21 protein-coding genes are annotated in these 19,692 nt (G+C 38.3%); 6 read left to right on the top strand and 15 right to left on the bottom strand.

Features of this window, described 5'->3' with window-relative positions; translation table 11 throughout:
- Positions 1-10 precede the first annotated feature (10 nt).
- From M3225_RS16045 to M3225_RS16030, 4 genes are all read right to left on the bottom strand, one after another.
- Complete coding sequence (locus M3225_RS16045; protein ID WP_251395310.1) at positions 11-1,747, bottom strand: ABC transporter ATP-binding protein; 1,737 nt, start codon at positions 1,745-1,747, stop codon at positions 11-13.
- Between the two features lie 143 nt (positions 1,748-1,890).
- Positions 1,891-2,787, bottom strand: coding sequence for a phosphogluconate dehydrogenase (NAD(+)-dependent, decarboxylating) (gene gnd / locus M3225_RS16040; RefSeq protein WP_057238651.1), 897 nt, complete (start codon positions 2,785-2,787; stop codon positions 1,891-1,893).
- A gap of 187 nt (positions 2,788-2,974) precedes the next feature.
- Positions 2,975-3,421: a TlpA family protein disulfide reductase gene (locus M3225_RS16035; RefSeq protein WP_045292727.1), complete on the bottom strand. Its 447-nt coding sequence runs from the start codon at positions 3,419-3,421 to the stop codon at positions 2,975-2,977.
- Between the two features lie 102 nt (positions 3,422-3,523).
- Positions 3,524-4,072 (bottom strand): peroxiredoxin, encoded by a 549-nt coding sequence (locus M3225_RS16030; protein ID WP_251395308.1) that lies wholly within the window; start codon positions 4,070-4,072, stop codon positions 3,524-3,526.
- 355 nt (positions 4,073-4,427) lie between these two features.
- Here M3225_RS16030 and M3225_RS16025 point away from each other — a divergent pair, with 355 nt between their 5' ends.
- Positions 4,428-5,291 carry a mechanosensitive ion channel family protein gene (locus M3225_RS16025; protein ID WP_251395306.1) on the top strand — a complete coding sequence of 288 codons (864 nt, stop codon included), beginning with the start codon at positions 4,428-4,430 and terminating at the stop codon, positions 5,289-5,291.
- A gap of 35 nt (positions 5,292-5,326) precedes the next feature.
- Here M3225_RS16025 and M3225_RS16020 read toward each other — a convergent pair whose 3' ends face one another.
- From M3225_RS16020 to M3225_RS15995, 6 genes are all read right to left on the bottom strand, one after another.
- A complete protein-coding gene (locus M3225_RS16020; protein ID WP_013056040.1) occupies positions 5,327-5,572 on the bottom strand; it encodes a YkuS family protein in 246 nt (81 codons plus the stop codon).
- Between the two features lie 56 nt (positions 5,573-5,628).
- A complete protein-coding gene (locus M3225_RS16015; RefSeq protein WP_251395304.1) occupies positions 5,629-6,756 on the bottom strand; it encodes an N-acetyldiaminopimelate deacetylase in 1,128 nt (375 codons plus the stop codon).
- Positions 6,757-6,900: 144 nt separating this feature from the next.
- Positions 6,901-7,620, bottom strand: coding sequence for a 2,3,4,5-tetrahydropyridine-2,6-dicarboxylate N-acetyltransferase (gene dapD / locus M3225_RS16010; protein WP_013082280.1), 720 nt, complete (start codon positions 7,618-7,620; stop codon positions 6,901-6,903).
- Positions 7,621-7,749: 129 nt separating this feature from the next.
- The gene (locus tag M3225_RS16005; protein WP_251395302.1) at positions 7,750-8,628 is read right to left on the bottom strand and encodes a LysR family transcriptional regulator; all 879 of its coding nucleotides are present in this window, start codon (positions 8,626-8,628) and stop codon (positions 7,750-7,752) included.
- A 99-nt stretch (positions 8,629-8,727) separates the two neighbouring features.
- A complete protein-coding gene (gene cbpB, locus M3225_RS16000; RefSeq protein ID WP_251395300.1) occupies positions 8,728-9,183 on the bottom strand; it encodes a cyclic-di-AMP-binding protein CbpB in 456 nt (151 codons plus the stop codon).
- Positions 9,184-9,565: 382 nt separating this feature from the next.
- The gene (locus M3225_RS15995; protein WP_013056035.1) at positions 9,566-9,802 is read right to left on the bottom strand and encodes a YkuJ family protein; all 237 of its coding nucleotides are present in this window, start codon (positions 9,800-9,802) and stop codon (positions 9,566-9,568) included.
- Positions 9,803-10,081: 279 nt separating this feature from the next.
- Here M3225_RS15995 and M3225_RS15990 point away from each other — a divergent pair, with 279 nt between their 5' ends.
- A complete protein-coding gene (locus tag M3225_RS15990; RefSeq protein ID WP_251395298.1) occupies positions 10,082-10,318 on the top strand; it encodes a glutaredoxin domain-containing protein in 237 nt (78 codons plus the stop codon).
- A gap of 41 nt (positions 10,319-10,359) precedes the next feature.
- Here the strand turns inward: M3225_RS15990 and M3225_RS15985 are convergent, their stop codons facing one another.
- The 3 genes from M3225_RS15985 to fadH form a co-directional block, all read right to left on the bottom strand.
- Complete coding sequence (locus tag M3225_RS15985) at positions 10,360-10,830, bottom strand: DUF3993 domain-containing protein (RefSeq protein ID WP_251395296.1); 471 nt, start codon at positions 10,828-10,830, stop codon at positions 10,360-10,362.
- A 156-nt stretch (positions 10,831-10,986) separates the two neighbouring features.
- On the bottom strand, positions 10,987-12,198 hold the full coding sequence (locus M3225_RS15980) for an EAL domain-containing protein (RefSeq protein ID WP_251395294.1): 1,212 nt from the start codon (positions 12,196-12,198) through the stop codon (positions 10,987-10,989).
- Between the two features lie 105 nt (positions 12,199-12,303).
- Positions 12,304-13,068, bottom strand: coding sequence for a 2,4-dienoyl-CoA reductase (fadH, locus tag M3225_RS15975; protein WP_251395292.1), 765 nt, complete (start codon positions 13,066-13,068; stop codon positions 12,304-12,306).
- 171 nt (positions 13,069-13,239) lie between these two features.
- Between fadH and M3225_RS15970 the strand changes: the two genes are divergently transcribed.
- A complete protein-coding gene (locus M3225_RS15970) occupies positions 13,240-14,106 on the top strand; it encodes a metallophosphoesterase (protein WP_251395290.1) in 867 nt (288 codons plus the stop codon).
- Between the two features lie 146 nt (positions 14,107-14,252).
- Complete coding sequence (locus M3225_RS15965; protein WP_251395288.1) at positions 14,253-14,546, top strand: hypothetical protein; 294 nt, start codon at positions 14,253-14,255, stop codon at positions 14,544-14,546.
- A 44-nt stretch (positions 14,547-14,590) separates the two neighbouring features.
- Here the strand turns inward: M3225_RS15965 and M3225_RS15960 are convergent, their stop codons facing one another.
- Together M3225_RS15960 and M3225_RS15955 are read right to left on the bottom strand one after the other, a co-directional pair.
- On the bottom strand, positions 14,591-16,711 hold the full coding sequence (locus M3225_RS15960; RefSeq protein WP_251395286.1) for an RNA degradosome polyphosphate kinase: 2,121 nt from the start codon (positions 16,709-16,711) through the stop codon (positions 14,591-14,593).
- Between the two features lie 73 nt (positions 16,712-16,784).
- A complete protein-coding gene (locus M3225_RS15955; protein ID WP_251395284.1) occupies positions 16,785-18,311 on the bottom strand; it encodes a Ppx/GppA family phosphatase in 1,527 nt (508 codons plus the stop codon).
- Between the two features lie 109 nt (positions 18,312-18,420).
- Between M3225_RS15955 and M3225_RS15950 the strand changes: the two genes are divergently transcribed.
- Positions 18,421-18,933, top strand: coding sequence for a L,D-transpeptidase family protein (locus M3225_RS15950; RefSeq protein WP_251395282.1), 513 nt, complete (start codon positions 18,421-18,423; stop codon positions 18,931-18,933).
- A 254-nt stretch (positions 18,934-19,187) separates the two neighbouring features.
- Complete coding sequence (locus M3225_RS15945) at positions 19,188-19,655, top strand: YkyB family protein (protein WP_057241776.1); 468 nt, start codon at positions 19,188-19,190, stop codon at positions 19,653-19,655.
- Positions 19,656-19,692 lie beyond the last annotated feature (37 nt).

Here is a 19,692-nt window from a genome sequence, read left to right as displayed (position 1 = left end):
TCCTCCCTTGTTATACGTTCATCACCGACGTATTGCTTTCATATTGAATGTCATAAATGTTTTTATAAATCCCTTGCTTTTGAATGAGTGTTTCATGGCTTCCTCTCTCTTTTATTCGACCTTCGTGTAAGACCAAGATTTCATCGGCATGTCGCAAAGAAGAAAGGCGGTGTGCGATAATAAACGTAGTACGATTTTTCATCACTTCTTTTAAAGCCAATTGAATTTCTCTTTCTGTTTTCATATCAACAGCACTCGTGGCATCATCTAATACTAAGATGCTAGGGTTTAAGATAAGCGCTCGTGCAATAGCAATGCGCTGCTTTTGTCCACCTGATAACCCCAGTCCTCTCTCTCCCAGCATCGTATCATATCTATCTGGAAGTTCCATAATAAAGTCATGCGCCTGTGCCCGTTTTGCAGCATCAACAATGTCTTCTCTAGAAATACCTGGAACGCCATAGGAGATATTGGTCCCTATACTGCTTGAGAATAAAAATGTTTCTTGAAGTACGAAACCAATTTCTTTCCGAAGAACAGAGAGTGGATACTCTTTAATCGGACGATGGTTAACTAAGATCTGTCCTGAAGTCGGTTCGTAAAACCTCGTGAGCAGCTGTGTTAAGCTTGTTTTGCCGGCTCCAGTTGCTCCAATTAAACCTACTACTTTCCCTTTAGAAGCAGAAAATGATATGTTCTCAAGCGATTTTTTTTCTTCGTTTGGATAGGCTAAGCTAACATGTTGAAACTCGACTGTTCCATTAATAGAGAAACTTCCGGAATGCTCATGGACTTTTTCTTTTTCTTCTAAAATTTCTAGCAGCCTTTCACCTGAAGCTTTAGACTGTGAAAACATATTGATAACAAACCCTAGATTCATAATAGGCCACATCAAATAAGAGGTTAAGCTAAAGAAAGCAACAAGCTCTCCCGGGCGTACGCTGCCGTTCATAACAAGCGCTCCTCCGTACGCAAGGAGACCAACAATAGATAAGTTTCCTATAAACTCCATTAAGGGGAAATAAGTCGCCCACACATTCGCTGTTTCAATGTTTCGATTTTTATAAACTCCATTGGAGTCGTTAAATTTAGAGGTTTGAAATTTTTCTCTTGATAATGATTTGACCGTCTGTATGCCGCTTATACTTTCTTGAACATTTGTATTAAGTTCCCCAAACGATTGGCGAATTAAGCGAAACGCTGGATGAACGCGTTTATCAAAACGATAAACGGCTACCCCTAAAAAAGGCAGCAAGCAGATTGTGACAAGAGTGAGTGAAATAGAGTAATAGAACATAACGGAAAAGCTGGCAGTAAGTAAAATAATGAAGCGAATTAATTCTGAGAAGCCAAAAGATAGAAAAAAACGGAATCCTTCTACATCAGCTGTCAACCTGGACATCAAGTCCCCTGTTTTAGCATTGTCATAGTATGAAAACGGTAAATACTGAAGTTTGCGGTAAAGTTTATTGCGAAGAGTATACACGGACTTAATTCCAAATAAGTCGCCGTAATATTGCTGAATATATGTAAAGATTCCTTTGACAATCATCAGTCCAATAAAAATAAATGCTACATTATCGACTAGCTGATATTGTTTTCCTAACACAATATGATCAATCGTATATTGCAACACAATAGGGTAAATCACAGTGATTGAGGTTACAAACAACAAACAAATAGCAGAATAAAAAAAGTACATTCGGTACGGCAAATAAAAATCTTTTAGTTTTTTAAACGTTCCCATATACCCCGTCCTTTCCCTTAGCTAGAATGTGCCACACATATTTAAATATATCGGTTCCCGAAATAAATTACCATAATTTTTATAATTTTTATCAAAAAAAGGTAAATAGTCATAAAAAAAGATCAGCTCATCGCTGATCTTTTTTATTGTTTTTCCACTGCATGTCCGCCGAACTCATTGCGAAGAGCGGCAACTACTTTACCTGTAAACGTATCATCTTCAAGTGAGCGATAGCGCATCATTAACGATAGAGCAATAACTGGCGTTGGCACTTGTAAATCTAAAGCTGATTCAACCGTCCATTTTCCTTCACCAGAAGAATGCATGACTCCTCGAATACTGTCAAGTTTTGCATCTTTTGAAAATGCACGTTCCATTAATTCGATTAACCATGAGCGAATAACAGAGCCATTATTCCATACGCGGGCTACGGCTTCATAGTCATAGTCAAATTCACTTTTCTCTAACACATCAAAACCTTCAGCAATTGCTTGCATCATGCCGTACTCAATTCCGTTATGAACCATTTTCAAGAAGTGACCACTTCCTGCTGCACCTGAATAGAGATAGCCGTTTTCTACGTTGATGTCGCGGAAAATAGGTTCGATTGTAGCAAATGCTTCTTTATCTCCGCCAATCATCATACAAGCGCCGTTTCGAGCACCTTCCATTCCGCCGCTTGTTCCAACATCAAAGTAGTGAATTCCTTTTTCAGCAGAAGCTGCAGCACGTCGTACAGAATCTTTATACTTGGAATTACCACCTTCGATAATCATATCTCCTTCTTCAAGTAGTTCTTGGAGCTCGGAAATTACTTTTTCTGTAAGCTCTCCAGCCGGAACCATTACCCAAGCAATGCGTGGTTTTTCTAATTTGCTCACTAATTCTTTAATGGAAGAAGCGCCTTCTGCTCCCTTTTCTGATACTTTCTGTACTGCTTCGTTATTAACATCGAATGCTACCACAGAATGGTTATGATCTAGTAAATTTAATACTAAATTTGCTCCCATTTTCCCTAAGCCAATCATACCTAATTTCATATGTAAATTACCTCCAATAGTAAGTTTCGTATCATGTTGTTAGTGTTAGTATGGTGTAAACTCACAAGAAAAAATCCACATTTTTATATTTCCTTTATCAGTTACTTCCTACACACAAAAAAGAAAAACATTCGATGCAAGTTCTACTAAGCATCGAATGCTTTTCACCTGTTACAACTGCCTGTATTTATTCGTTCTCGCCTAATACACGATTCACGCGCTTTTCAAGCATTTTCATACCGCTTCCGCCAGCTTGGAAGTGGCGTAGCTGACCTGTTTTATCAAATACGTAATATGCCGGTACATATTGATTTTCAAATGCATCCGTTAATTTATGTTCACTGTCTACAAAGATTGGCTGCGTAATGTCATGTTCTGCTGCTACTTCTTTAATTTTTGTTAAGTCTAAATCATCTTCAGAGCGTGGCATATGAACTGCTACTACGTTTAATTGATCTTTGTATTGGTCGCGAAATTCATTTACTTGAGGCATTGCTTCTTTACATAAATGACAGCTTACTGACCAAAAATGAATAAGCGTTGGCTTTTCGCCGATTAGCTGCTCTTTTGTTACCTCTCCGTTTAACCATTCTGTAGCGCCCGTTAACTCAGGCATTGGCTGACGTAATTTCATGAATAAAAGCCTCCCTTATTTTTACTATTATTGACTATATGTTCTCTATTATCCGATGAAAAAAAGGCCTAACGTGGACGTTAGACCTTTTAAACGTTGTGCTTACGCGTTTAAAGTAGCTTGACCTGGTTTCCAGTTAGCTGGGCAAAGTCCGCCAGTTTGTAACGCTTGAAGAACACGTAAAGTTTCATCAACGTCACGGCCAATATTGTTGTGGTTTACAACTGAATATTGTAATTCGCCTTCTGGGCTGATGATGAATAAACCGCGAAGTGCTACACCTTCTTCTTCAATTAAAACGCCGTACTCACGAGAAACAACGTGATTTGTATCAGCTGCTAATGGATATTTAAGATCACCTAAACCATTATCTTTACGATCAGTGTTGATCCAAGCTAAGTGTGTATGGATTGTGTCTGTAGAAACACCGATTACTTCTGCGTCAAGATCTTCAAACTCATCAAAACGATCAGAAAGTGCAGTGATTTCTGTTGGACATACAAATGTAAAGTCCATTGGATAGAAGAATAATACTGTCCATTTGTCATTTTTAATATTTTCTTCTAAGCTAACTTTACCGAATTCTTTGTTTGATAATACAGCTTCCATTTCAAAGCGTGGAGCTTGTTTACCTACCATACGTTCTGGCATACATGATCCCTCCAAATAATTATTAAATGAGAAAATGTATAAAACATTCTCACTTATGTACTGTTATAACGGTTTTCATTATAATAGATATTGTTTTTTTAGTCAATATTAATTAAGAATTAATTTAAACAACACCTTATAATGGTAACATAGTTGTTATGCCCGCCTTTAGGGCAAATTAAACCCTGACTTTAGCAAATAAATGCTATAAAAGGGTTGCATTTATTTACCTTCTCAGTTTAGCATGTCTAATATCGGGAATAAACAAATGTGCTCATACTCTTACAAAATCTTTTCCACAGAATAAATTCCCACTTACAATATTGAAACAGAACATAGGAAGGATGAACAAATAATGTTTAAGATGCAAGACATAAACTGGGAACAACTTCTTACCAATGCTGGAGTTATTGTGTTAAAACTTATTGCCATTACTATTGTATTTTTACTTGTACGAGCAATTGGTAAAAAAGTTATTGAACGTTCCTTTGAAAAAATGAGTGAGCGCGAAAATGCTACGCGCGGACGTATGCTCACACTCAAAAGTTTAACCGTTAATGTGTTTTCATATGTACTTATTTTTATTTTTGTCGTCATGCTTCTTGAAGCAGTAAATATCCATGCTACAGCTCTATTAGCTGGTGCCGGAGTTGTGGGTCTAGCAATCGGGTTCGGTGCTCAAGGACTTGTTAGTGACGTTGTAACAGGTTTCTTTTTGCTTCTTGAAAAACAGCTTGATGTAGACGACTATGTCACAACCGGAAGTTTTTCAGGAATTGTCGAATCAGTAGGTCTTCGTACTACTCAAATTCGCGGATTTGATGGAACTCTTCACTATGTGCCTAACCGTGAAATTACAAGCTTAAGCAATCATTCCCGAGGCAATATGCGCGCGTTGATTGATATTGGCATTTCGTATGATGATGATATTGACAAAGCTATTTCCGTACTAGAAAAAGTATGCGAGCGCGTTGCTGCGACAAACGAAAACATTGTAGAAGGACCAAGCGTGATAGGAGTTCAAGGTCTTGGCGCATCCGATGTTGTGCTTCGTGTAGTTGGCAAAGCTAAAAACGGTGAACAGTGGGGTGTTGAACGTCAGCTTCGCAAAGAGTTTAAAGAGGCGTTTGACGCAAACGGTATTGATATTCCATTCCCTCATCAAGTAAATATTGATAAAAAGCATGCTGAAGATGCCAAGCAGCCTCAGCATGCATAAAAAATAGCCGAAGGATTTATCCCTTCGGCTTTCTTTTATCCTTGTACCTTGTTGCCTACTTGCTGACAAATTTCTTCTGCCGTTAATCCGCTAGCTGTAATAACTGAGCCTTGCGTTACTGCATCAGAAATCCCCATTACGTTTGAATCCTGTCCTGTTACAACACAGCAATCGCACCCTTGTGCATCACTTTCGTTGCGTAATTGTACCACTTCATGTCCGAGCTGCTGAAGTGCAGCCTGTACATCTGTTAAACCGTATTCTACACCAATTCGTGCCATCGTTGCCCACCTCCTCATGCTATTAATTTAGCCATAAGGAAAAATGATTATACGATTTATTGATTGCCTTTATGTTCAAAATATTTTGTAATAAGTGAAATCGCGATATCTATTGCTCCTTCATGAGGCTGCAGCTTTGCATGATGAAGCCCATATTCAGACTGAACGCCAAGCCAAAACATAAATCCAGGAATATCTTTTAGCATATAGCCAAAATCTTCTCCTGTCATTGCTTCTTTGCACTCAATAACATCCACGTCCGTTTGCACTTTAGCAAACTCCATAAACTCTCGCGTGACTTCATGGTGATTATATACTTGATGATACATACAACCATAATCAATGGCTGTTTCACACTGATACCCTACTTCTACTCCTTTAATAATCGCTTCAATTCGCTCTTTAACACGCGTCATTGATTCAGGAGATAGCGTACGAATGGTTCCTTCTATTCGAGCTCGCTCCGCAATAATATTTTGAACCGTCCCCCCTTGAATTTTTCCTACTGTAATTACAGCGCTGTCTAGCGGATCAACGTTGCGAGCAACAATAGTTTGAAGCTGTGAAACGAGCTGACATGCAGCAACCACCATATCATTTGTTGTATGCGGATAAGCAGCATGCCCGCCTTTTCCTTTTAAATCAATAAATAACTCAGACGTGTTAGCAAATAGTAACCCTTCCTTCAGCGCAATCGACCCAACCGGATATTCAGGTGCTACGTGAAGGGCGAAGATGAAATCTGGAAGCCATTCTTTCATGATGTCGCTTTGGAGCATTGGCTGCGCTCCGCCTGGACCTTCTTCTGCAGGTTGAAAGATGAACAGTAAATTATCTTTGATTTCATGCTGAGCAAAGTAAGTCAGTACTCCTAGCCCAATGGCCATATGCATATCATGTCCACAGGCATGCATGAGTCCTTCATGCTGTGATTGAAAAGAATAATTTGTTTCTTCCGTGATAGGAAGACCATCAATATCTGCTCGGTAACCTATTGTTTTAGTTGGGTTTGTACCATGTACTTTAACAAAGAGCCCTGTTTTCCACGTCTTTACTTCTAAGCGCTCTTGCGGAAGAGTGTTAATATAATCAAGCAAAAAACGCTGTGTTTTTACCTCTTGAAACCCTAATTCAGGAATTTTATGTAGCTCTCTTCTTATTTTCACATATTCATTTTCAGCCATGTGTATGTCCTCCTCACGAAATAAAGAAGAAAGCGTGGTTGCCCACGCTTTCTTCTTGTCCATATGACACGTTTAAGGATTCAGTATCTGAATCGCTAAAACCTATTAATTCAGCAAAGAAAAAGCGCAAACTGATCGTCTTTCTTATTCTTCGTTTAATTGACGCAATTCTTGCTTGATTTCTGTTTTAGACTTTGTTTTTTCGTCAATTTCTTTAATAACGCGAGCCGGCGTACCTGCTACTACTGTGTAAGGAGCTACATCTTCTACTACAATTGCACCTGCAGCAACTACGGCACCTTTACCTACTGTTACACCTTCAAGAACAACAGCATTAGCACCGATTACTACATCATCTTCTACTACAACTGGTTTTGCAGAAGGTGGCTCAATAACACCAGCTAATACAGAACCTGCGCCGATGTGACAGTTTTTACCTACTGTTGCACGACCACCGAGTACTACATTCATGTCGATCATTGTTCCTTCACCGATCACAGAGCCGATGTTAATAGATGCACCCATCATAATAACAGCGTTGTCGCCGATTTCAACTTGATCGCGAATAATAGCGCCTGGCTCAATACGAGCTTTAATTCCTTTCATATCTAATAAAGGAATCGCAGAGTTGCGGCGATCGTTTTCAATTACGTAGTCTTCAATTTTTCCTTCGTTTGCTTCAATAGCAGCTTTGATTTCTTTCCATTCACCGAATACCACACCTGTGTTGCCCGTTACGAATGTTTTAGAAGATGAACCAAAGTCAATTCCTTCTACTTCACCTTTTACGTAAACTTTTACCGGTGTTGATTTTGTGCTGTTTTGAATAAATGAGATAATCTCATTAGCATCCATCATTTTCATTATGTATTCCTCCTAAGTAAGCAATGTCTCATTTAATGTAACAAAATGCTTTCACAATGACAAGCATCATTATCGTTTTAATAAAAAGATAACGATTGCAAATAAAAAAAGCGAGCATCTGGGCTCGCTTTAGACCGTTTCTCTTACATATTCACGTACAATATCAACGAATGCTCGAACTTGCTTCAGTTTAAAAGCTGATTCATATCCAACTAAAGAAGTGTCTCGCGTAATTGGCTCTCCATTTGCTTTTAGAAGCGGCGTCCGGTGAATATGGTTTCCAGCTTCTTTAATAGCAATCGATGGTAAAATAGCGAAGCCAAGACCATTTAAAGCCATTTGCTTACACGTCTCAATCTGATCCACTACAATCGTACGCTTCGGTGTAGTATGAAACTCTCGATGCCACCATTCTAAAATTTCTTGATAATACGTCGAGTCACTTTTAAATTGAATAAATGGTCGATGAGTATTTACTACTTCCGCTGCCCTTTCAATTTCTGAATCAACTAGGTAAAGAGGATCTGTAAACAAATGTTCTTTGACACCTTTCCAATCCGGGTTTCCACGTATGATTCCAATATGTACCTCATCTTCGTACAGGTAGCGAAGCATTTCACTGCTCCAGCCGGTTACAAGAGAGATTTTAGCATGTGGGTAACGATCCATATAGCGTTTTAACACCGCCGGCAGCCAGTGCTGTCCAATAATCGAAGCCACCGCTAATTTGAGTGTACCATATACTTCATTATCTAAATGATGCAAGTCCTCGCGAACCCGATCTTCTTTTTCTACCACTTCTTTTGCAAATTGAACAATCTTTTCTCCAGCAGGCGTTAATGACAGTCCTTTTTGCGAACGAATGAAGATTTGTGTATCCCATGCTTTTTCAATGGTTTGCAGCCTCTGTGATAAAGCTGGTTGCGATACAAATAATCTCTCTGCAGCTTTTCTCATATTTAATTCTTGAGCTAATACAACGAGCATTCGACATTCTATTAATTGCATTCAGTTATTCCTTTCAAGCCTCTTTTTACTTTCATTTTACCTTTATCATATAAGAAAAAAACGGAGAAAGATAGGCTGAAACACGATTTCTTAAAAAAATTATTGAAATGACTCCTTCGGGAGAATAATGGACTGCCTTCTTAATGACTTTAACAAATTTCTTCGTGTTAAAATCCCTTCAAAAATGCCATCTTCATTCTCTACGCACAAAAAAGGATGGTTAACCATGGCATTTATGACTTTCAGTACGGATTTTTTCATGGAGACACGAGGAACATTTTGATTCATAACTTCTTCTACTTTCATGGTTTCTAATCGTTCAAATTCAATGCGCTTTAATCCTAAAATCGAATCTAAAATAAGCGTCATGCTCACGAACCCCTGCAGCTGAAACCTTGGATTTAATACGGGAATGGACGTATAGCCAGTCTTTGTTAACACAAGCAAAGCATGTTCTAAATTATTTCCCACTTGAACATGAGCAACTTTATCAGAAGTGACAAGCAAATCTCGAAGTTCAATTTGATTTAACTGATTGTGATCAATATCAATCATTTATACATTCTCCTTCCATTTCTCATAACTTCCACGTGTGTAAAGAGAAAAAGAACAAGCTACAAAATGAAAATAGCTTGCTTACGTAAATGCGAACCTTTAAGAGGGAATAGCAGCAGACGCACTCGATGTTCTCCCTTATATGTTAAGTCTAGATTTTTTTAAAACAAGTGTCAACGAAAGTTCATAATTATCTGAATTTTTTATTTTAGTTTTTTTACAGCATTCGACTCGTTCCTTCCATTTCTCAGAAAATCTGCTATCACTTTGTCGATATTTCTCGTGAAAATAGGGCAGAAGCCACCGCAAAAACTCCATACGCAGTAACAAAAAAATACCGCAAAGTATAAAATCCTTTGCGGCATTCGTTTTGCTTTATCCCTTAATGAATAAGTTCAAAAATTTCAATTGCAATCATATCAACGTTATCAAATTGATAAACGGCTGGCTTTTCACCATCTTGATATACTTCAAGTTCGTATGTTTCAGTTTTTGCATGATATTTCACGCTGCAAATTCTTTTTCCCTCTACTTCGAAGAAGCGTTGTGGCGCTTCACTTCCACTTGCTTGCTCACGGAGATTCACAAGACGAGTTAAAATACCTTGTAATTGTGACATATAATCTCTCCTTTCACCTATTACATCATTACGCATTCGACTTTTCTACAATATCAATTCAAATAAACGCTTTATCTAAACTAATACTTAAAAGACACCATTTCACTATATGCCACATACTAAAAAAACACAAGTACTTTACGTGATTTTTCGTAAGAAAATGCCTTATTATAGCGATACATGTCGTTTTTTATTATAATAACATAGCGATATACTATGTATCATACAAACTTCATTCTACTTTAACATCATTCATTTTGATATAGGGAGGTGCTTTCATTGAGATCTATAGAGTTATACACACAACCAGCTTGCCCACCTTGCGAAATTGTTAAACAGTTTTTACAGCATCACCACGTTTCCTATAAAGAATTTGACGTATCTAAAGATACTTCTGCTCGAAAACGAATGACTACTGAGTTAGAGTCTTATTCCACTCCGACCATTCGTATTGACCAGGAAATCATCAGAGGATTCGACCTTCAAGCGCTTGAGAAGCTTCTTAACATCAGGTAACAGAAACACTCAAAATAAGCTTTCCCCGGCTATTTTGAGTGTTATTTACTATATATAAACTTTTGCCCTTTCCATCTACCCTGTTTTTTTACTAAAGTGATCATTTCATAATGATCTTGGTATTCTACCCGTTCATTATGTACAGCCGGAAAAAATTGATAGACATAAGCTTTATTTTGGTCGGAATGAAGAGCTACCTTCGTCTGTTCATCGAAAGAAAAGAAAGGAATATAGTGTATTAAATATTCAGGTCCCTCTCCGACATACCCTTGAGCTTTTTGTAGCAGAGCCTCATTAAAAAACACCGATGCATACTCATCATCCAAAAACAACTTCAGCTCACGAGCAGCATCTTGATTATTAGGGGAAGACGCAACTCTTAGCTGAGCCTGATAAGCGCCCTGCAAATTTGTAAAGATTTCATGCCTGATCTCTCCTGATACTTCTGCATGAACAGATTTTCCTGAGTACGAGACAATCAGCAAAAAGACAAGTAAGCATACTTTCTTCAAATTAAATCAGCTCCTTAACTTCTTTTTTATTAGAATTCCGAAATTCTCCCTCCCTATGCATATCTCTCATAACAGACTGTCGTTTCTCCTCTAAAAAAAATAAAAAACCGGCAACCACTTTGCTGGTTGCCGGTTTAACTTCAACTTATTTATTCTCTACAAAACGTCTCTTTCGTATAAAAAAGAATATGAAATATCAAGGAATATATAGTGCATATTATCAATCGGATACGAAAAAGTTCGGATATTCTCACCTGTTTCAATATCATTATACAAATCTGATAATATTCCTTTTTTTTCATAGCTCATTCGAATAATATTCTCAAGAAAATATGGGCGCCAGCTCCAATTTTTCTTTACATACTCAGGCTCAAGCATCCAATCTTCGTTTTTCTTTACATAGTTAGATGACTTTTGAAATCCATTTTCATCGCAAATGTAAAGGCGAAAACACACGTTGGATAGTTCTTCTGCAATAACAGGCAGCATATCGTCATACGTTTCTAGCTTTCTGCACTTTGTCATTACCTGCTGCATTTTATCTTGAAAGCGTTCTGTCAGCTGGTAAACAGCAAGCAGCTTTTTCTTTTCATGAGCGATATACATTTCAAAACGTTCCTTTAGTTTATCCTTTAAGATGTTCGGATCGACAAGTTCAGCAGCCGGCTTATGTAAATAATAACCTTGAAAATACCTGCCTCCGTTTCTCCATGCATATTGCAGCTGATAGGAGGCTTCTATATCTTCGTATAGAAGCGTAGCACCCATTTTTCTTGCTAACAGAGATAAAGAATACAATACGTCTTGATACGACTGCGCCATGTCCGTTTGTCTCAGAATATGTAAATCTACTTTTAAGATATCTGGTGAAAGCAACCCAATCCTGTCTAGATTACTACTTTCTTTTCCTATATTATCAATTGCAATCTTAATACCATATGTTTGATAATACTTTAGTAAGTGTTGAAGGGATTCCAAATCTCCACTAAAATTGTGTTCTGTAATTTCGAGAACAATTCGGTCAAGCGATAATCCTTTATTTTCAAAAAGTTGCAATAATTCTAGCAAGGATTCTCCGTGATCGTTCATTAATAAATTAGGATTCTGATTAATAAAAATTAAAAATTGTTCTTCCTGGGTTAACATATGCTCGAGCGCTTGTGTTAAAACAGCATAATCAACTTCTATGCGATATTCATCCGGAATCGCATCATCATGAAAGAATGGGCCAAGACTTTCAATTTCCCCTTCATCTTGAAACCTCGCCAACACTTCATAGCCAATTACTCTATGTCCATCTGCACTAAAAATTGCTTGATAATACGGAAGAGTTTTCTCTATGTTTGTTAATACATCTAACGGGTCCACTCAACTCTCCCCTCTCCTTGTTCACTTTACGTTAGTATAATACGAATAGCATAATTTTGCTAGTCCTTCTCGGTTTGCTTTGTACTTTTTAGTGCGTCGCCAAGCTTAAAAAGGATGCTGATTTAGCCACTGTCCCCCGTCCATTGTGATGCATTCCCCATTGATATAAGACGCTTCATCGGAAAATAAGAAACTAGCTAATCCTGCTATTTCTTCAGGAGTTCCAAGGCGTCCTAAAGGTACAGAATTTAATGTACGCGCTTTCATTTTTTCTGACTCAAATAACTTATCGGCTCCTCCTGTTCGCTCGATCGGCCCCGGCGCAATCGCATTTACCCGTATACCATATTTCTTTCCCCACTCCACTGCGAGCGTGCGCGTCATGGTTAAAACTCCTGACTTAGCACAAGCTGAATGAATAACACCTGCTCCTGCGTTCCACGCATATGTAGCCACAATGTTTGTAATGGCCCCTTTTGTACCTTTCTCGATCCAATATTTCCCTACTGCAGAACTGCAATAAAATGTACCATTTAATACGATATTAATCACGCTGTTCCATCCGTTAATGGATAAGTCTTCAGCTGCACATATAAAATTGCCTGCAGCATTATTAACTAAAAAATCAATTTGTCCAAATGCCTTGTCTGTTTCTTGAACCATTCGTTCAACATCTTCTGGATTGCGTACATCCATCACCACTGAAAGTACCTGTCCATCAAACGTTTTAATTTCATTTTCTGTCTCTTGTAATCGATCGGCTGATCTACCTGTGATTACCACATGAGCACCTTGTTCTGCAAATCGCTTCGCCATATGTTTTCCCATCCCACTTGAACCGCCAGTAACAATTACGACCTTGTTCTTCAATTTATCTTCCTCCCTAAAACATAAGTGTTTTACAACTATCATTTTACTATTTTTTCTGAATAAAGTGAAACTTTTATCTATTTAACTTAAAAGCAGACTTCTCGTTGTGATGATAAAAAAAACAATGCTATAATGAAAACTTGAAAACTATAAGGAATAGGTTGATTTTGCATGAAAAAGATGTATACAAGACGATCTTTTTTGAAAGGACTAGCGTCTATTTCGTTAGGGTCTTTGCTCACCACGTCTTTTGGGTATACATATGCCAAATACATTGAGCCTAGACGCCTGCAAATTGTTCGTCATACAATTACTTCTAAAAATATTCCGAAAACCTTTAACGGAATAAAAATTTTACAATTTAGTGATATTCACCTTGGACTCTCTTACGATTTATTACAACTAGAACAGCTTATGGTGACCATAAATAACTTGAAGCCTAATATCATATTATTTACCGGCGATTTAATGGATGTACCTAATGAATACCCACATCCAGAAAGAATCCCCTCGGTTTTACAGAGGCTTCAGGCTCCTCTTGGAAAATACGCAATATATGGAAATCATGATCATGGGGGGTATGGAACAAATATCTATAAACAAGCCATTGAAGACGCAGGATTTAGACTTCTAGTAAATGAAGTTGACACGGTGTCCATGCCTGATAAAAGCTACATTCATATTTGCGGACTCGATGATATTATGCTTGGGAATCCACAATATGAAGGAACGCTAGGGCAATTACAGCCGGATATCTTTTCTATTGCTATGATTCATGAACCTGACGTTGCTGTCAAAGCAGCTCCTTTTCCAGTTGACCTTCAGCTCTCCGGCCATAGTCATGGAGGACAAATTCAAATTCCTTTTTACGGTCCTTTGATTACACCGCCCTTTGGGACGGTTTACCCTGAAGGAATGTACGAAGTTGGAGATTCTAAAATGAAGCTTTATGTGAATAGAGGCTTAGGAACCACTCGCATTCCTTTTCGTTTTTTAGCTACGCCTGAAATTACGCTTTTCACCTTGCAATCAACATAAAAACGCCCTTATAGGGCGTTTTTATGTTTTTTTGTCTTTTTTTAGCTGATCATGACCGCCTAATTCTAGTCTTAAAGAAATAAACCAGGCTCAAAAGCTTCCGTTCAACCATACACTACAAAGACAACTGACAAGGAGGTTAAATTATGTACTATCAATATCCCTATGCAGGATATCGTAATATTCCAAATGGTGACGAGCGCTTTTTTGGATTTCCTTTTGTTGCTGGCTTAGCTGGTGGGCTGCTTGGCGGACTAGCTGTTGGCGGTTTTGGAGGCAGGCCTGGGTGCTGTCCACCACCTTATCCTTATCAAGTTCCGTTTTACGGCGGTGGATTTCCTGGAGGAGGCTACCCTGGAGGAGGCTATGGAGGCGGTGCTCCTGTTTATAACACATACTACGGACCTGGATACGGTCCTGTTGGTCCCATTCCTAGATAATAACATGACTAAAAAGCCGAGTACTCGGCTTTTTAGTCATGTTATTATCGATTGTCGCAAAGAGCATATTGGCAAAAGATCTCTTGACTATTAATAGAAGGCTCATGTTCTTTTTTTATGACGTAATGATAATTTCCTTCTTGATCTTGTTCTCGTGCTTTTACATTATCAGCAAGCATAACTTCAAGCCACTTCCACACCTTTTTTTTCAAATGTGTATCCAAGATAGGAAATAAAATTTCTACTCGTTTCACCATATTTCTTGTCATCATATCTGCAGATGAAAAGAAAAACTTTCCCTGTTTATTATGATGAAAATAATAGATTCGGCTATGTTCTAAAAATCTTCCGACAATGCTTCTTACCCTTATATTCTCGCTAACGCCTTGAATTTGAGGGCGCAAGCAGCACGCTCCTCTAACAATGAGTTCGATTGTCACACCAGCTATAGAAGCTTCATATAGCTTCATAATTAAAATTTTATCCGTCAACGAGTTCATTTTCCCAATGATTCTTCCATTACCATACTGTCTGTGATAATGGATTTCCTTATCAATGAGATGCAGAAAATCATTTCTTATATCAAATGGTGCGACTGATAAATGATGATATACTGGTTTTTGCGTATAGCCACTTAAGTAATTAAAAAAATTGGCCGCATCTATCCCGATGTTTCGGTTGACAGTAAAAAGACTTATATCCGTATAGATCTTTGCCGTCGCATCGTTGTAATTCCCAGTACCAAGATGAACAAATCGTTTAATATGCTCTCCTTCTCTTCTCACCACGAGCGTAATTTTACCATGCGTTTTTAAATGCGTCATTCCATATATCACGTGACACCCTTCCCGCTCTAGCTCTTTAGCCCATTGCACATTATTCTCTTCATCAAACCTCGCTTTTAGTTCAACTAGTACCGTCACTTGTTTACCTTTTGCAGCCGCGCGTTTTAATGCTTTAATAACGGGAGAATCTCCGCTTACCCTGTATAACGTTTGCTTAATAGCAAGCACATTTTCATCGTCTGCTGCACAGTTAACAAAATCAAGTACCGGCTTAAACGATTCATAAGGATGATGAAGCAAAATATCTCTTTGAATCATTTGGTCGAAACTATTTTGATCGGGGTGTAACTCTCTTGTAAGCTTAGGAATAAAGGCTTTTTCAGCCAACTCTTCATGCGTAGATTTAAGTAATCTATAAAACGAAAATAAACTGGTTAAATCCAGCTGTCCTTCGATCCCATACACATCTTCATCATCAATTTCAAGTACTGACTTTAAATACGCTAGTACATCCTGATCATATGGACCCTTAATCTCAAGGCGAACAGCCGCTCCCCATTTTCGCTTCTGTAACTCTTCTTCAATTTCTTTTAGTAAGTCTTGAGCGTCTTCTTCGTGAATAGTCATATCTGCGTTGCGGGTAATTCGAAATTGAGAAACGGAAGAAACGCGGTATCCCTTAAACAACTTTTTAATAAAATAGGCAATCACATCTTCTAGCAATACAAATAGACGGGTAGAATCTGACGTAGCTATTTCAATATAGCGCGTTAGCATCGAAGGTACTTGGACGATAGCTAGTCTTCCTTTTATCTCGGCAATTTGCTGCTTATCATTTAAATTTTCTGAAAGGACGACTGCTAAGTTCAAGCTTTTATTCAGCAACATAGGAAACGGCCGGTAGGCATCAATAGCTATAGGAGTTAATACGGGAAAGATTTGCTCGTCAAAATACTGTTCAAGCTTTTCTAGGTTTGATTTCTCCAGCTTTTCAATCGTAATGATTTCCACACCGTATTTCTGTAATTCGGGAAGAAGTGTGTGAATATACGTATCATACTGTTGCTTTACTAAATCGTGGTTTTGTTTGGAGATAGAGAATAGCTGCTGTTTAGGAGTTAAGCCTGCTTTGTTTTCCGGTTTGCTAAATCCAGCTTTCACTTGATCTTTTAATCCGGCTACCCGAATCATAAAAAACTCATCCAGATTCGAACTGAAAATCCCTAGAAATTTAAACCGCTCAAGCAAAGGGTTTTTCGTATCTACAGCTTCTTCCAACACCCGCTTGTTAAAGGCCAGCCAGCTCAATTCACGATTATTATAATAAGCTGAATCAGCTACTTGTATGGTTTGCTTATAAGTGCGATTACTTTCTAACATTAGCCTCACCTTCCGGGATAATGGATTTAATCTAGTTAGCTATACTGAATATTCTAACCGATCCAGCGTTATTCTAAAGCTTAGTAAATTCAAGAACAATATTTTTTTTCACTACTTTTTCTAGATGCTTTTTCTGTTTTTCAGCCTGATATTGTTCAGGACGAAAGTTTTTTGTACATAATAGTTTAATCGTAACCGTGTCTTCATCGCTTTTCATATCAATATGTTGAACAACATTTCGCTTTGTTGCATGTAAGCCGGTAGCTATTTTTAAAACCGCACCGAGCAGCTGGACTTTTTTTTGTTCTTCTTTTGTTAACCACTTTTTAAAAGGAGCAACATATTGCCTAAAAGAAGACTTCCCTTTATATGAAGAAACAAGTGCCAGCTTTAAACGTTCTCTATGTGAAATTCCATCTATTGTGCGATTAGCAAGCACATAAAACGTATGCTGGCTGCTTGATTCTGCATCAATATACTCTCCTATATAATATACTTGCGCAGCTCTTATAAGAAGCGCTAAGTCATCCTCTTTTAAATCAACCGGTCCCTGCTCTCCAAGATGCTGAAAGATTATAATAGCTGTGCGCGTAAGCTGTTTGACGTAAGCTTTACTTACTTCAAACTCTTCCATTATCTCTTGAAAACTTTGCTGTATGACATCGGGGTACGTTGGCTGGATATTAGCATCAGATGCTTCCTTAAATAACACCCCTTCTCTCAAGCCTTTGCGGCTTAAGATGAAACGAGTTGCGTTCACTGTTTCATATAACGATTGAAATACTTCAATCGCTGGCAAAATTGTATCCGCACGATCTTTTGACAAGCGGTCTAGCTTTTGAAGATTGTGATAAGACAATGAGCCTATAGCAGATTTCACATGCAATATATCAGCTAACTTCATTTCATATTGATGCAGCCCGGCGAGAGGGTAATGGATAAAACCTTGATGCAATTGCACCATATTTCTTGCACTTCCTCCAATTGCTACAATCGGAACTTGGCGATTTAAAAGCCACGGGACAGTATGGAAATGCCGGATCACGAAATCGCGGATTTTCACTTTTTCTTCTGCAGTGGGGATATTACCTTTGACGAACTGCAGACGTAGAGACAAGGCACCGAATGGAAAGCTGTGGTACTGCACTAACTCACGATTGCGAAAATACGTAACTTCCGTACTTCCTCCACCAATGTCAATTGTAATGGCTTCTTCGATCGAAGTGGAATGAATAACTGCAACAAAGCCGTAATACGCTTCTTCATACTCAGACAATAGTTGAATAGAAAAGCCCGTTTCTTTTTTTACAAACGCTAGAACTTCTTTTGCATTAGTCGCTTGACGAATGGTGGCTGTGGCCACACAGGTAACGTGCGGCAGCTGATGATGCTTTGTAATAACTCCAAACGTTTTAAGCGTATCAAGCAAGGTATATATTCCTTTAGCTGTTAACACTCCTTCTTTACTTAAATAATTCCGAAGCCGTGCAGCTACTTTCACGTTTTCAATTTGCTTAAACCCTCTGCCTTTTTTGTATTCATAAATAACAAGGCGTATCGTATTTGAACCTATATCAATCAGTCCATGCTTATAAGTCAATGTAATTTCAACACCTTTTTCAAAATAACTTTATGCTCACAAAAGTCACTTTTACTTTTTTCAATCGTATACTGTTACAACATAGTCATATATCAAAGGAGCGAAGTTAATGAGATATGTAGTAAAGCGCGGTGAAACCTGGCAAAGCGTTTCAGGTGACTACCGGATTCCGGTTGAAGACCTTTGGATGGCTAACCCTTTTATAAGCCATAGTACGCTGACGCCTGGGCAAGTAATCGTCATTCCAAACCTCCCCGATAAAGAGCTCATTCCTTACACGATCCACGTGTTCATTGCTGAAAAACAGCTTGAATTAAGAAAAAATAATATCATACAAAAAGTCTATCCCATTGCAGCAGGAAAAATGCTGAGCGCAACCCCTACTGGAGACTTTGTTATCGTTAACCGGGAGCCAAACCCTGGGGGGCCTTTTGGCACAATGTGGCTCAGCTTGTCTAAAAAGTCATATGGCATTCACGGAACAAATGAGCCAAGTTCTATTGGAAAAGCCGTATCCAAAGGATGCATTCGCATGTATAATGCTCAAGTAAATGAGCTAGCTCAAATTGTGCCAAATGGTACTGGTGTTTATATTCGACCTTCTCGACGAATGGCTCAATAGTTAGTGCTTTACTAATCAATGATTGTTTAACTGTGCGAGCAGCATTTCTTTTAACTAGAAAGTATGACGTGCTGTTCCACTTTACTTGTATAAGGAAACGCAACAAAACAAACCCTATACATAAGAAATTTCATTAATTACCAAAATACTTCTTCGTGTAATTATTTTCAAATGGGACAAGACACGCTATAATGAACGTATCAGCTTTCACCTTATAGGTTGAACAGCTGATATGATAGAAAGGGAGTGAACGTATGTCTCAAGCAAATGGACAAGGCTCTTTGACCCCGTCTGTATCTGAGATTGCACAAGCTATTTTCACTGTAAATCGTCACGCAAAAGCTGCTCCTGATCCTAAGCAGTTATACATGTTAAAGAAAATTGCATTAGATCAACTAATTTTAGAAGGAAAAGCAAAAAAAGAAGGACTTCACTTTTCGCCAAATCCTGGTAAAAGTCAACAAAAATCAGATGTACTTGTATCAGTTGGAGACTACTTTTTCCATATGCCTCCAAAGAAAGAAGACTTCAAAGAGTTATCACACCTCGGCCATTTAAACCATCAGTATCGAAATCCCAAAACGACTATGTCATTATCTTATGCGAAGCGCTTATTATCTAAATATACGGGTCATCTCGTACAGCCGGCAAAAAGCCCTGTTTCGACTCCAAGAAAACGGCAAGCACCTGTGTTTAAACCGCTGGGTAAAAGTTATTTTTAAAAAAAGTGCCTGAAGTGGAGCAATCTGCTTTCAGGCA

Origin of the sequence: Priestia aryabhattai (genome assembly GCF_023715685.1) — a bacterium.
Classification (GTDB): domain Bacteria; phylum Bacillota; class Bacilli; order Bacillales; family Bacillaceae_H; genus Priestia; species Priestia aryabhattai_B.
The sequence above is the reverse complement of the archived record's forward strand: the minus strand, read 5'-3'. Positions and strand labels throughout refer to the sequence as shown.

Coding starts and splice junctions, on each gene's coding strand:
- M3225_RS16020 (WP_013056040.1), bottom strand. CDS start 5,572: ATGGCACGAATTGGTGTAGAATACGGTTTAACAGATGTACAGGCTGCA.
- M3225_RS16030 (WP_251395308.1), bottom strand. CDS start 4,072: ATGCCAGAACGTATGGTAGGTAAACAAGCTCCACGCTTTGAAATGGAA.
- M3225_RS15995 (WP_013056035.1), bottom strand. CDS start 9,802: ATGTCACAATTACAAGGTATTTTAACTCGTCTTGTGAATCTCCGTGAG.
- M3225_RS15960 (WP_251395286.1), bottom strand. CDS start 16,711: ATGTTAGAAAGTAATCGCACTTATAAGCAAACCATACAAGTAGCTGAT.
- M3225_RS16015 (WP_251395304.1), bottom strand. CDS start 6,756: ATGGCTGAAAATGAATATGTGAAAATAAGAAGAGAGCTACATAAAATT.
- M3225_RS16045 (WP_251395310.1), bottom strand. CDS start 1,747: ATGGGAACGTTTAAAAAACTAAAAGATTTTTATTTGCCGTACCGAATG.
- M3225_RS16005 (WP_251395302.1), bottom strand. CDS start 8,628: ATGCAATTAATAGAATGTCGAATGCTCGTTGTATTAGCTCAAGAATTA.
- dapD (WP_013082280.1), bottom strand. CDS start 7,620: ATGAAAATGATGGATGCTAATGAGATTATCTCATTTATTCAAAACAGC.
- M3225_RS16035 (WP_045292727.1), bottom strand. CDS start 3,421: ATGAAATTACGTCAGCCAATGCCTGAGTTAACGGGCGCTACAGAATGG.
- M3225_RS15965 (WP_251395288.1), top strand. CDS start 14,253: ATGTACTATCAATATCCCTATGCAGGATATCGTAATATTCCAAATGGT.
- M3225_RS15970 (WP_251395290.1), top strand. CDS start 13,240: ATGAAAAAGATGTATACAAGACGATCTTTTTTGAAAGGACTAGCGTCT.
- M3225_RS15945 (WP_057241776.1), top strand. CDS start 19,188: ATGTCTCAAGCAAATGGACAAGGCTCTTTGACCCCGTCTGTATCTGAG.
- gnd (WP_057238651.1), bottom strand. CDS start 2,787: ATGAAATTAGGTATGATTGGCTTAGGGAAAATGGGAGCAAATTTAGTA.
- cbpB (WP_251395300.1), bottom strand. CDS start 9,183: ATGATTGATATTGATCACAATCAGTTAAATCAAATTGAACTTCGAGAT.
- M3225_RS15950 (WP_251395282.1), top strand. CDS start 18,421: ATGAGATATGTAGTAAAGCGCGGTGAAACCTGGCAAAGCGTTTCAGGT.
- M3225_RS16025 (WP_251395306.1), top strand. CDS start 4,428: ATGTTTAAGATGCAAGACATAAACTGGGAACAACTTCTTACCAATGCT.